This window comes from Chitinophaga fulva, from assembly GCF_012927205.1.
GTDB lineage: Bacteria > Bacteroidota > Bacteroidia > Chitinophagales > Chitinophagaceae > Chitinophaga > Chitinophaga fulva.
On record NZ_JABBGC010000001.1, the window covers coordinates 441636 to 454786 of the forward strand.

The window sequence follows — 13151 nt, forward strand, 5'->3', positions numbered from 1 at the left end:
TGGTATTTGTCAACAGCTTACTAAAATTACTAAATAAATCCCGGCTCGTAGCCGCTAGTGCCTGATATTGCCTATCAGTTCGTCAACATGTTTTACACTGAAAGGCTTGGGTAGAAAGAAGGTGGCTCCTGCGCTCAGCGCTCTTTGCTTCTCCATACCGTTATCATAGGCACTAATGGTAATGACCGGTAAAGTCGGGCATTCTTTTCTGATCTCCGGCAATGCGTCCAGTCCAGACCCGTCCGGCAGGTGAATATCCAGGAACAGCAGGTCCGGCTGCTGGCTGCGCAGATATGATAATCCTTCGTTCAGAGCATGTACATACTGAACATGATAGCCATGCCTGACAAGGGTTAATTGCAACAATCGACAAATGTCCGGTTCGTCGTCGATGATCAGGATATAAGATCCGTTTTTTATTTTATCCGTTGAACCCAATCCGGACCGGTTCACGGTTCTCTTTTTTGGTTGTAACATATTTGTGTTTGTTCCATTGTTCCATCAAAAGGCGGGCTATAAGATAGCATACGGTCGATTCAGCGCCCTGGTTCTGATTAACGTTATTACGTTCCAGGCCGTCATAACATCCGTAGGTAAGAGGGTTATAGACCAACTGTTTGAGATGATTATTCCCCAGGTACCAGCTGAAGGCGACGCGCATTTTTTCGAGGTACAAATGGTTTTTAGAGGTATTATAAAAAGTGTCCAAAGCCAACATGGTATAAGCCACTTCGATAGATTGCTCACCTCCCGCTTCACTGGCAGGAGGCATGTTTTTATGATACCATGTTTTATTGCTGATGACTTTCATATAGCTATCCGTAAATGTTTTGCTACAAAGGAATGCCAGGCTTTCTTCTGCTGTTTTACGATAGGCGGGTGTTCCTGTTACCTGGTAAGCCATCATCATAGCTTCCGGGAGAACAGCATTACCATAGGTAAGGTAGGATTCAAACCATTTCCAGTTATCATCCGCCTCCGCCGTATAATACTCCTGCAATCCGGAGGCCAATTTATTGAGCAATTCTATCACCTGTTCAGTTTGCCGGTATTGCAGCGAATAAAACAATCCTTTTATGGCAAATGCGATGGCCCTCGGGGAAGAGAGGCTGTCAATCCAGCGCAGGCAAGGCCTGAAGAGGGACAGCAACTCCTGTATCATATCAAAAGACAACATTCGGTAGCAGGACAGGGCATATCCCAGCGCCCATACCGTACGGCCGTTCGCATCTTCCAGGTTCACTTCTTCGTTCTGGCCGGTGAAATTCCCGTCTTTATCCACATAATTCAGGAAGCGTCCGGAGGGTTTACGGCAGCCTGCTATAAAACGGATGTATTTGCGGATCAGGGAATCCGCGAAACTACTGGGCTTGATAGTAGTGATATACATGCAGAGCGCAATGAGCGCCCGGGCATTATCATCGAGCGTATATCCGTGAGACGGGTCCGGCACATCATGGCGGGCGAACTGCAGCATGCCCAGTTCGTCTGTCAGGCGGTCTATATGGTCCAGGTAAGGTGCCGGCAGATTAGGCATGGTCACCTTGTTATCATCCAGCACTTCGCTGAACATGGCCATGTGCGCAATGGCCACGTTGTCCCAGATAGAGTTACGTGTTTTTTCAATGGCATTGCGGCTCATACGCTGGCGCAGCTCCGGATTGCCGAGCAGGTTCATGGCAGCTGTCGCCAGTTGCCCTGCATCGTTAAAGTCAATCAGGCAGCCACAAGTTTCGTCCAGCATCTCTTTTGCCTGTACAAAAGCGGTGGAAATAACCGCGCAACCCGCGCTCATGGCGTATACAAAAGTGCCGCTTACAGCCTGGTGGGGGTCTTTGGAGGTGAAAAGGTAAATATCCGTCAGTGATAAATAATCCAGTAAGGTATCGAGAGAGAGGTAGCTATTAACAAACCGCACATTTTTTTCCAGGTGATATTCCTTTACCATTTCTTCCAATCGCTCGCGGTAGCGCTCTCCCTCCCGTGTCAGGATTACCGGGTGGGTCTTCCCTAAAATGAGATAAATGGCATCGGGATATGTTTTGACAATTTCCTTCATGGCCCTGATACCTGTTTCCAGCCCTTTATTTTCGCTTAACAGCCCGAAGGTGCTGAGTACCAGCTTATCTTCAAGGTCGTATTGTTTTTTGAGGGCTTTCACGTCCTCAATGATATGGGCATGGGTACCATGCGGAATATGAACGATTTTATCTGCCGGCACCTGGTATACATCGCAAAGCAAATTTACCGACGAGCGGGTCATGGCGGTTACTTTGGTCGCCAGTGCACCGATAAGGCTTACTACCTTCAGGCATTTCTGGTCCGGGAAAGGCAGTACAGTATGAAAACGGACGATAAAAGGTTTATCCAGCAATGATAACATAGCCAGCAGATTATGTCCATATTCGCCGCCATACAGGCCAAATTCATGCTCAAAGCAGAGCAGGTCTATTTTAGGATTATCATTGACCTGCTGCGCAAATGCGATACAGCTGTCAATGTTGAAAGGATTTACAGTATAAGTTACTGGTGATTGTTTTTCTGCCCATGGTTTTCCTGACGCTTCCAGTGCACAGATCTCGATATTCAGTTTTCCGGCGAAACTTTTGTCCAGCGCGTTGATCAGATCTTGCGCAAATGTAGCTATGCCGCACTCACGGGGCGGAAATGATGATACAAAAAGCAAGTTTTTAGTCATTGGTCAAAAATTTAAGGCTTTCATTCACTGTGGACCATTGGCTGTCCGGGATGTAGCTTTTCAAATATCAATCCAACGCCTGCCTATTGCTTTTTAGCGAATTCATCGAACTAAAACTGTGGAAAATATTCCCCATATGTTTGTTCCATTTTTCCCGATGTGGAAATATTTTTTAGTGTCAATCGTACCCGTTTAGATTTGATTAACATTTTGTATCATTATTTATAATTATAATTGTAAATTATTTGTTATTGACGATGAGATAGCAATCAACAGACGGTATTATCCGGGAATTTGTTTATACACAAAGCATTTATAGCCGCATAAGAAGAGGGCTTCAGGGAAAAGATTAAAGAAAAGACAGCGCTTCAATATCAATTAAAACATTGTTAAAAAAACAAAAAATGTATACAATTTTGTTAATTGTCCAAACTTGCTTATTTTTAAATTCATAACCATATCTGACCAAATTAACCAGAGATTAACACACTCCTTTTTTGACACGTTTTAGTTCTAAGTATTCGGCGATTTAAACAGGATCAAAATCTATCTGTTCATTTATAAAAACCTTACCGCGCTTATGCGACATATTGCATGTACCCTCAACGTGGATGGAGTCCCCACTAAAATCAACATCCGGAAAGTAGCCAAAGAAAGAAGATTCCTGGCAATTGTAGATCAGACAGTAACAGAATACATCATTTCTGACGAAACCAATGAAGTGGAATATTATGAAGGACCAAAATTGGATGACTATCTCTTTGAGAAAATAGCTGCCCTGATTAAACAGTATTTTCCCAAAGTAAAAGCCATTGTTAAAGTAGGGGAAGATAATTATGAGGACTATGACGACTACTAGTCGTCAGTCCTTGTGTCAGATAAATCCTTTTTCGAGAGAGAGAAAGGCTTCAGAAGGATGCACCTGTTGCCACAATACCGCATATACGGCCTGGGCCACAGGCATTAACGCCCCTATTCCCTTGTTCATCTCATACATACATTTGCTGGCATAATAACCTTCTGCAATCATATTCAGCTCCAATTGAGCCGCTTTTACAGAATATCCTTTTCCGATCATATTGCCAAAAGTCCGGTTCCTGCTATGCAGGGAATAACAGGTCACCAGCAGATCACCCAGATAGGCGCTGGCACTGTAATTATGTACTACCGGCTCACTGCCCCGCAGCTCTGCCTTCTGTGCTTCATATTGCTCCAGAAAAGCCTGCATCTCCCGGAAACAGTTTGTGATATATACACTCAGAAAATTATCGCCATATTCCAGTCCATGCGCAATCCCCGCTCCCAGCGCATAGATGTTTTTCATCACGGCTGCCAGCTGCACACCAATCATATCTGTATTGACGATCGTCTGCAAATAGCTCCCGGTGAATTTGTCGGCTATCGCTTGTGCCGCTTCCAGATGAACACCGGAGAAAGTAAGATAGGAAAGCTTTTCATTGGCTACTTCTTCCGCATGACAAGGACCGGTGATGGTAAAATAATGCGCCGGCGGAAGCTGGAAGCGCTCTTCCAGGTACTCATTGATCAACTGGTTGTTGCCTGGTACCAATCCTTTAATGGCCGAAATCACCTTTTTGCCTTCCAGTGCTAATGACGGCAACTGGTCCAATACATCCACCAGAAAAGCGGAAGGAACAGCCAGTACAATCTCGTCACACGCCGCTACCACAGCACTTACATCGCTACTGAGCGACAGCAGGCTGGTATCAAAATATACAGAAGTCAGGTAATGTTTGTTATGATGACGCTGTTGCATATGTCGGATGGTATCTTCATTACGAATCCACCAGTGGATATGCTGTCCATTGTCTGTCAGTATTTTTGCCAATGCAGTAGCCCAACTGCCACTGCCGATAATACCAATGCGATTCTCCTTGCTCACAATGCTAATTTTACGCAAGATAGGAAATCTGCGCACAAAGGCGCTAAAACAACAAAGACGCAGGGCGTGGGTACGCGCTGCGTCTTTGCAACAGAATATTATTTCAGGCTACTATTTCGTTTGCCCTTCAAAAAGTTTGTCTTTAGCCACCACCTTTACTTTTTTACCGTTGTTCAGGGTGCGGGAAACCGCACTATAAGGGGCACTGATCACCTGATCTCCTTCCTGCAGACCTGCCAGGATCTGGATATAGGAGTCATCCTGTACGCCGGTTTTTACAGGGACCATTTTCACGGAGTTGTCTTTCTGCAATACAAACACCACTTCATTCATTTCTGACTTGCTCTTGGTGTCGTCTTTTTTCTTCTCTCCGCTATTCTTGGTGGAATCCGCATCGCGGGTGGTAACGGCATTGATGGGTATCGCCAGCACATTATTTTCATGACGGGTCTGGATATCCACGCTGGCGCTCATGCCTGGGCGGAAAGGAAATGCTTTGTGATGGGAACTTTTCAGCAGATCAGCATATGATTCCGGCAGGATGCGGATATGCACAATATAGCTGGTCACCTGTTCAGCCGAAGAAGCTGAGGAGGCAGTAGCTGTGGCAGCGCCCTTGCTGGAGCTGGCGATTTGTGTCACCACGCCTTTAAAACGGCGGCCATTGTAAGCATCTACTTCAATGAGGGCTGTATCTCCATATTTCACTTTGGGGACATCGTTTTCTCCAACATCCACCTGTACTTCCATACGGCTCAGGTCTGCGATGCGCAGCATTTCTGTACCGGTCATCTGGGCAGTACCTACCACACGTTCGCCCTTCTTTACGTTGAGCAGGGAAACGATACCATTCATGGGAGCGGTAATAGTGGTACGGCCAAGGTTTTTATTCGCTTCTTTCAGGTTGGCCTGTGCGCTTTGCACGCCAAACTTGCTGCTGTTGATTTGCTGCGCCGCCGCGTTAAAATCGGCCTGAGAAGCGAGGTAGGTCGCTTCACTGGTTTCAAATTCAGAGCGGGAGATTACTTTCTGCGAAAGCAATTCTTTATTACGAAGATAAGCGGCCTTGTTCTGGTCCAGGCGGGCTTTGTAGGAATTCAGTGCAGCAGCGGTGTTGGCCAGCTGTGCCTGTGACTGACTTACAGAAGCCGTGGCCTTGTCCACCATAGAGCCATAAATATCACCGTAAATACGGGCCAGTACCTGGCCTTTGTGAACAGTGTCGCCTTCGAGCACTGTTAGTTCCGTAATCTCACCGGATACGTCGGAGCTTACTTTTACTTCAATTTCGGGATAAATTTTTCCGCTGGCAGTCACTACCTCGATGATATTCTTCTTTTCCGCCTTGTCTGCGGCTACGTTCAGCATTTCTTCCTTACCAATAACACCCGAAGCTTTCAAAACAATGAGCAAAATAACAAGTAAACCTAAGCCCGTGAGCCAAAAAAGGGTCTTTTTCTTCTTCATAAAGCAGTTTGTTACCTGGCGTCCTACAGGGATATTCTCTGGTCCCGGTAAAATTCCAGCAATTTCATTTTGAAAATATAGTCGTACTGTGCCGAGACTTTATCAATCTGGGCTTTGAACAATCTGGTTTGCGTTGTGATATAATCAATGGTGTTCATTAATCCAATGTTAAACCGTTTGGTGGCAAAGTCGTACGCTTTCTGTGCGGCCATTACACCGGTGGCGGAAGCGTTGTATTTCTGCAGAGCGGCCACTGCGTTGGCATGGGCGGTATAGATGTCCTGGCGCAGTTTCTGATTGTCCAGGTCGCGGGTCAGCTCCATGTTGTACACATTTACCTTCGCTTTAGAAACGGCTGTCCGTTGTTGGTAACCGTTAAACAGCGGGATTTTCAGACTCAGCCCTATATTTTTACCGAAGGTATTATCCAATTGTTTATTAAATGGTATCAGCTTTCCGTCCATACCATAGAAGTTGTTCGCATAGCTGGTGGAAAGCCCTCCTGTCAGCGCCAGCGAAGGGAATAACTGCCCTACTGCGGACCGGTAAGACCGGTATGCGCCTTTGATCCTGAGTTCATCTGATTTTACCAGCGGATAGGAAGTCAGCGCTGCACTATACACCATTTCCGGGGCCATTTCAGCCAGCGGGGTAATAGGCAGAGATGATATATTATCCGGGATTTCCGGTACGAAGGGTATATCAAAACCCATATTCAGATAAGCCTTCATTTGCAAGATAGCCAAAATTACATCATTCTTGGCGGTCACCAGATTGGTACTGTCCTGTGCCAGTTGCGCTTCCAGATCTGCCTGGTTGCTCTCGGGAACAGAACCGGCAATAACCAGTTTTCTGGTATTGTCAAGGTTGGACAACGTCTGTTTTACCTGTACCTCATTTACTTTTACCTGTTCATTTTTCAGCAGGATCTGCAGAAAAGCTGTTGCAACATTAAAAGCGAGGTCATTACGGGCTTTCTGCAGCAGAAAACCATTGGATGCCACGTCGTACCTGTTGGCCGCAATCAGGTTTTGTTTAGAGAACCAGTTAAACAAATCACCATTCATATTAAGCTGTCCGCTGGCGTTGAAAACAGACTGATTAATATAGGCGTTATCCGAAATGCTGGCAATACGGCCATCGGAATACCAGGCATTCACGTTGCCGTTAAAACTAGGAATCATACTGAGACGGCTTTGCTGCAGGGTAAGTTCTGCCAGCCGTTTTTGCACCTCCTGTTGTTTTACAGTGATGCTGTTTTCCATAGCATAATCCACACAACGTTTCAAACTCCACGTATCCTGCGCCACAGCCGGGGTTATGTTAGCAAAGAAGCAGAAGAGCAGGAAAAATCCTGCGATTTGGGATATTCTCATAACATGCCAAAAATATAATAAATGTAAGGATAGTTTTCCTCCCTTCTTGATAGAAGGTAAAATTTTGTTAGGTATGGTGTCATACCTAACGCCATGCGTATACAACATAGTCTTTTTTTTGGAGATTAATACTGATCAAGAACACCATCTGTAATTATCCCTGTATATGTCCGTCCCGGATCTGGATAATCCGGTTTCCATAGGTTGCATTCAGGTCAGAATGGGTTACCTGTATGATGGTTATTTTATCCTGTTCATTGAGTTGTTTAAAGAGTTCCATAATAACTTTAGCCTGATCAGAATGGAGGTTACCGGTAGGTTCATCTGCCAGTATCACCCGTGGCTCGGCAACAATAGCACGGGCTATCCCGACCAGTTGCTGCTGCCCACCGGAAAGCTGATTAGGGAAAAGGTCTTTTTTAGCGACCATATTAAACCGGTCCAGCACATCCGCCACTTTGCTCTTTCTTTCGGAGCCGGAGAGACTTTTATATAAAAGCGGGGTCTCAATATTTTCATAGACGGTCAGTTCGTCAATCAGGTGGTAAGCCTGAAACACAAAACCAATGGCACCGCGGTGTAACTGCGTCCGTTTTTTTTCATTCATTTTATCTACCCGTTCTCCCTGAAAGAGATATTGCCCGGCAGAAGGTTCTTCCAGCAAACCCAGAATGTGCAGCAATGTGGATTTACCAGATCCGGAAGGTCCCATAATGGACACAAATTCACCTTCTTCAATAGTCAGGTCGACGTCTTTCAGGATCTCGTTTTTACCAAATCCTACCGGGTAATGCTTGGATATTTTCTGCAGTTGTATCATAATAGTTTTTTTGAATTTGGACTTGCTTACAATTTTCCGGTAAAGCAATATAAGCTCATTTCACCGGATCTTTTTATTCAGTTTTTAAAGTATTGGCCGGATTACTGAGGGCTGCCCGCACCGTCTTCAGGCTCATCGCGGTTAAAGCCATTATGGCCATGATCCCCCCTCCCGCTGCAAACACCCACCAGGTAAGGCCGGTGCGGTAAGCGAAAGTTTGCAACCACAGGTTCATAGCCCACCACGACACCGGTATTGCAAGTAAAAACGCTACCAGTACTGGTTTCATAAAATCAGTGGTCAGCATGCTGACTACCTGCCAAACCGTGGCACCCAGCACTTTACGGATACCTATTTCCTTTGTACGCTGGTCTGTTGTAAAAATAACCAGCCCCAATAGCCCGAGGATACTGATGAAAATAGCCAGGCCGGCACACCAGTTCAACAGATTGCCCATCTGCCGCTCCTGCTGGTAAAGATTCGCCACTGTTTTATCCAGGAATTCATAACTAAACTCCTCCCTCGGATATATTTCCTTCCATGCTTTCTCCATGCCCGCGAAGGCATTTTTCCACACCACTCCCCCTTCCCCCGCATTACGCAACCGTACATGCAAGGTCCGGTGGTTGCTCAATGCATCGCTACCGATGGCCACAGCAGGAATCTCACGACGCATACTGCCCACATTGAAATTGCCCACTACCCCTACTACCGGATGTCCCTCCACCAACTGGCCAATGGCATCCTGCGGGCGCTTAAATCCAAAAGCCCTGGCTGCGGTTTCATTCAGCAGCCATTCCCGTACTGAATCCGTGGTAGCGATGTTCCTCCCTGCCAGCAAATGCAGCTGATATACCGGCAAATAAGCACTGTCACCATAACGCACTTCTACTACCTTCTCAATTTCCTGCTTTCCGTTATTATGCTTCATGGTGATGGTCATCCAGCCGTTCATAGCAGGCGTGCATCCTGAAAGACTTACCTTCTCCACTTCAGGCAGGGCGGCAATCCGCTCCTCCAGCAGCCTGCGCCTGGACTGGTCCGGATCGAGCCGCGGTGTTCCAATGGTAAGGATGGCATCTTTCCTGAATCCCAGATCTTTATTTAAGGAAAAGTGGATTTGTTTGCTGACAATCAATGTGGCTATCACAAAAAACTGCGCTACGGTAAACTGCACCGCAGTCAACGTCTGACGCACCCATACTTTTCCCCCACGGTTTCCTGTATTCGATTTTAACACCACCATCGGCTGGAACCGTGCCAGCACGTAAGCCGGATAAACACCGGCAATTAATGCCACCACTACTGCCAGAATGAACAGAAATGCCAACACCGGTGCGGTATACAGTTGTGTGACCGGCAGGTCCTCCGGCAGAAAAGCATGAAAACTGATGATCAGCAATGGCGCCACCAGTAGAGAGAGAGTGGCTGCTATCAGGGTAAGTACCGCCGTTTCTCCAAGGAATTGTTTGATCAGCTGTCCGGTCGTTCCCCCGATCGCTTTGCGGATGCCGGTTTCTTTAGCCCTACGGGAAGCCTGCGCTGTTGTCAGGTTCACAAAATTGATGACAGCCAGCACCAACAAAGCCACAGCGACTACAGACAGGATATTCAACTGCTTTCTATCCGCAGTGCGGTTGTAAGCATGAAAATCAGTATTAAAATGCAGATCACTCAGTGGTTGCAGCGATAATGCCGTTCTGGAATCTTTTGTATTATGCTCCGCCATATACTTCATCAGCGTAGCGGTTACTTCCTGAGGCCTGGAGGAAGACAGAAGCTTAACAAACAGCTGCGTGGAGGAGCTAATGCTCTGCCAGTCACGATCAAGATAGATTCCCTTAAAATAGCTGTTGGACTGTAAGGTGGGCATTGAAATCATTTCCCGGAACCAGAAATCAGTATTGTAAGACAGCTCTCTCACAACACCAGTCACGGTAGCCCTGATGCTGTCATCGTAAAGGATCTGTTTTCCCAGCACCTGATCTGCCGACAGACCGGGAAAATACAAATGGGCGCGGTCCTGTGTCAGCACCACAGAGAGTGGCTGCGACAACGCAGTAGCAGCATCTCCTCCCAGCCACTCGTATCCCAGCATATCCATATAATTCCTGTCAGCAAAAATGACATCTTCATTATTCTGAAAATCCTTTCCATCAACGGTGATCCGGCTGGTAGTATTGTTAATAAAAAAACGAGTGGTTTTTTCTACCTGCGGCACATTCTCCTGTGCAACGGCTATAACGGGAACGGCCACACCACTATTCTTCACACTGTCACCCGAAAAACTGATAGTGGAAACCACCCTGTATATATGCTCCCCGTCTGGCACGGCTTTATTAAACCCGGATTCATAAAACACCACCAGGTATACCACCAGCGCGGCACTGATACCAATCACCAGCCCCATGATGTTTAATAGGGAGAAGACTTTATTGCGCCATATATTTCTGATCGCTACAAGAAAATAGTTTCTAAACATAATTATCTTTTTATTCCGATCTGAGGCTCTTTACCGGGTTCATGGTGGCTGTTTTTACGGATTGCAGGCCGACCGTCAGCAGCGCCACCAAAATAGCCAGTGCGCCCGCCATCAGGAAAAGCCATATACTCAGGGAGGTATGGTAGGCAAAAGCATCCAGCCAGTTGTGGCCAACAAACCAGGCCACCGGTATGGCTACTAACAGCGCCACTAACACCAGTTTGATAAAATCTTTTGATAACATGGCCACTACATTGGTCACAGAGGCGCCTAATACCTTGCGGATACCAATTTCCCGGGTACGCTGCTGCGTGGTGAGCGCAGCCAGCCCCAGTAAACCCAAACAGGACACTACCATTACCAGCGTGGCGAAAGTGCCCAGTACGGCGCCTACGCGGTATTCCGATTTATACATCCGGTTAAAATCATCATCAAGGAAATGATAATCAAACGGCGCCACCGGCTGCACTTCTTTCCACAGCGCTCCGATAGCAGCAATCACCTGTTGTTTGTTGCTTCCGCCTGTTTTGACATATATCTGCTGGAACCAGTCATATTCCGGGAATACCACAATCGGCTCTATCTTGCTTTTCATAGAAGCAAAGTGAAAATCTTTCGTCACTCCTTTCACCGTTCCTACACGGCCATTAAGCATCATCCGTTTGCCGACTGCAACTTCCGGTGTCCAGCCCAACTTTTTAACAGCTGTTTCATTCAGGAAGAAATGATAGGCGCGTTCTTCTGATTTTTCTTTCAGGATATCAGCAATATCAGCATGGGTAAGATCTTCCCCTGACAACAGGGAAATCCCTAATGTTTTCAGATAATCTTTTTCTATCGGCAATGCATTGATATTCATAGTATAATTCTGCGGACGGCCTTCTATATGGTCTATGCTGTAGCCTCCCTGGATAAATACCGGAGACTCTGCGGCAGCAGTAACCTGCGTCACCCCGGAGAGTTGCAACAGCCGTCCCTTAAGAGACTCCAGGACTTGCTCGTTACCTTTAAACCCATCCAGCACCAGCACTTCTGAGCGGTCCAGCCCCAGTTTCTTATGTTGTATATATTGCATCTGCCGCTGTACAATAAGTGTACAGATGATGAAGAAAATAGAAGCCGCAAACTGGAACACCACCAGCGACTGACGGATGCCACGGCCCTGGGGCGTGGCAGTCTGCGAGCCTTTCAGTACCTGCACAGGCCTGAACCCGGAAAGGAACAACGCAGGGTAAATACCCGTCACAAATGATACGAGGAAGAAAACACCCACGAGTATAAAGTAAATCCGGTAACCACCGGCGCCGCTCATTTGCAGCTGTACATCCGCCAATTGATTGAAAGCCGGCAGCAGCAGCCTCGCCAGCAGCAGGCCTATGCACATCGCGATACCGGTGAGCAGGGCCGACTCCATCATAAACTGCCAGAAGAGCTGTCCCCGCTGCGCTCCCAATGCCTTACGGACGCCCACTTCCCGGCTCCTCTCGGTAGACCGTGCAGTGGCCAGGTTCATAAAGTTGACACACGCAATGATCAACAGCATTCCGCCTATCAGTGCAAAAATATAATTGTAGCGGACGTCGCCTTTTTCCTCTGTCATGTCAGCCTCCACGGAATGTAGGTGAATATCTGAAACACGTTCCGGCACAAAGTTCAGAACTGTTCCATTGCTACGCTCTTCATCGCTGAGTTGCTGCTGGCCGATGGCAGTAAGGCTCGCCTGCAGCGTGCCCAGCTGCGCCGGCTGCTGTACCTGTACATAGGTGTAGTAGTTGGCTGATCCCCAGTACTCCTTCAATTGCAACGTGCTATAACTGGCTACAAAATCAAATTTAAGATGGGTATTGGCCGGCGCATCAGCGGCCACACCGGTTACCTGGAGAGAACGGTTACCGTTGATCAACAGCGTTTTACCGACAGGATCTGTATCGCCGAAATATTTTTTCGCCATGGAAGCCGAAATCACCACCATATTAGGCCCATTCAATACCGTGGCTGCATTGCCGGTTTTCAGCGGAAAAGAAAACAGCTGAAAAAAGGGGGCGTCTGCATAGATGAAACGGTTTTCGTTCCAGCTCTTGTTTTCATACCGAATGCTTACATCCCGGTGGTACACGCGGACAACCTTCTGAACTTCCGGCAGGCCTTTAATGGTAGTAGCCAGGATATTGGGTGTCATGGCTGTTTGTACGAGCTTCTCTCCTTTCTCTCCATAATCCATGCGCAAGCGGTATAACTCAGACACATTTTTGTACCACCTGTCATAAGTCCATTCATTTTCAAGATACAGGGACAACAATACAAAACAAGCAATCGCCGTAGCCAGTCCAAAAACGTTGATACCTGCGTACAACTTACGTTTCAGGAGATTTTTAACTGCTATTTTAAAATAGTTTTTCCACATC

At 46.9% G+C, this 13151-nt stretch carries 9 protein-coding genes; 1 reads left to right on the forward strand and 8 read right to left on the reverse strand.

The features are described from left to right. Window positions 1-54: 54 nt before the first annotated feature. The gene (locus tag HHL17_RS01935) at window positions 55-453 is read right to left on the reverse strand and encodes a response regulator (protein WP_317166503.1); all 399 of its coding nucleotides are present in this window, start codon (window positions 451-453) and stop codon (window positions 55-57) included. Further along, window positions 422-2698: a glycosyltransferase gene (locus HHL17_RS01940; protein WP_169223117.1), complete on the reverse strand. Its 2277-nt coding sequence runs from the start codon at window positions 2696-2698 to the stop codon at window positions 422-424. The genes HHL17_RS01935 and HHL17_RS01940 overlap by 32 nt, the downstream gene beginning before the upstream one ends. Window positions 2699-3278: 580 nt before the next feature. Here HHL17_RS01940 and HHL17_RS01945 point away from each other — a divergent pair. Then, window positions 3279-3557, forward strand: coding sequence for a hypothetical protein (locus HHL17_RS01945; protein WP_078669906.1), 279 nt, complete (start codon window positions 3279-3281; stop codon window positions 3555-3557). A 15-nt stretch (window positions 3558-3572) separates the two neighbouring features. Here the strand turns inward: HHL17_RS01945 and HHL17_RS01950 are convergent, their stop codons facing one another. The 6 genes from HHL17_RS01950 to HHL17_RS01975 form a co-directional block, all read right to left on the reverse strand. Further along, window positions 3573-4601 (reverse strand): NAD(P)H-dependent glycerol-3-phosphate dehydrogenase, encoded by a 1029-nt coding sequence (locus HHL17_RS01950; protein WP_317166504.1) that lies wholly within the window; start codon window positions 4599-4601, stop codon window positions 3573-3575. Between the two features lie 111 nt (window positions 4602-4712). Beyond that, entirely contained in the window at window positions 4713-6068 is a 1356-nt protein-coding gene (locus HHL17_RS01955) for an efflux RND transporter periplasmic adaptor subunit (protein WP_169223118.1), read from the reverse strand. A gap of 23 nt (window positions 6069-6091) precedes the next feature. Then, the gene (locus tag HHL17_RS01960) at window positions 6092-7444 is read right to left on the reverse strand and encodes a TolC family protein (RefSeq protein WP_169223119.1); all 1353 of its coding nucleotides are present in this window, start codon (window positions 7442-7444) and stop codon (window positions 6092-6094) included. 154 nt (window positions 7445-7598) lie between these two features. Beyond that, complete coding sequence (locus tag HHL17_RS01965) at window positions 7599-8264, reverse strand: ABC transporter ATP-binding protein (protein WP_169223120.1); 666 nt, start codon at window positions 8262-8264, stop codon at window positions 7599-7601. A gap of 73 nt (window positions 8265-8337) precedes the next feature. Continuing rightward, window positions 8338-10746, reverse strand: a complete 2409-nt coding sequence (locus tag HHL17_RS01970; protein ID WP_169223121.1) for an ABC transporter permease — start codon at window positions 10744-10746, stop codon at window positions 8338-8340. 10 nt (window positions 10747-10756) lie between these two features. After that, the gene (locus HHL17_RS01975) at window positions 10757-13150 is read right to left on the reverse strand and encodes an ABC transporter permease (RefSeq protein WP_169223122.1); all 2394 of its coding nucleotides are present in this window, start codon (window positions 13148-13150) and stop codon (window positions 10757-10759) included. Window position 13151: the final 1 nt, after the last annotated feature.

Bases quoted from the DNA above. Each gene is read 5' to 3' on its own strand.
- HHL17_RS01940 (WP_169223117.1), bottom strand. From the start codon at position 2,698: ATGACTAAAAACTTGCTTTTTGTATCATCATTTCCGCCCCGTGAGTGC.
- HHL17_RS01945 (WP_078669906.1), top strand. From the start codon at position 3,279: ATGCGACATATTGCATGTACCCTCAACGTGGATGGAGTCCCCACTAAA.
- HHL17_RS01955 (WP_169223118.1), bottom strand. From the start codon at position 6,068: ATGAAGAAGAAAAAGACCCTTTTTTGGCTCACGGGCTTAGGTTTACTT.
- HHL17_RS01960 (WP_169223119.1), bottom strand. From the start codon at position 7,444: ATGAGAATATCCCAAATCGCAGGATTTTTCCTGCTCTTCTGCTTCTTT.
- HHL17_RS01965 (WP_169223120.1), bottom strand. From the start codon at position 8,264: ATGATACAACTGCAGAAAATATCCAAGCATTACCCGGTAGGATTTGGT.
- HHL17_RS01970 (WP_169223121.1), bottom strand. From the start codon at position 10,746: ATGTTTAGAAACTATTTTCTTGTAGCGATCAGAAATATATGGCGCAAT.
- HHL17_RS01975 (WP_169223122.1), bottom strand. From the start codon at position 13,150: ATGTGGAAAAACTATTTTAAAATAGCAGTTAAAAATCTCCTGAAACGT.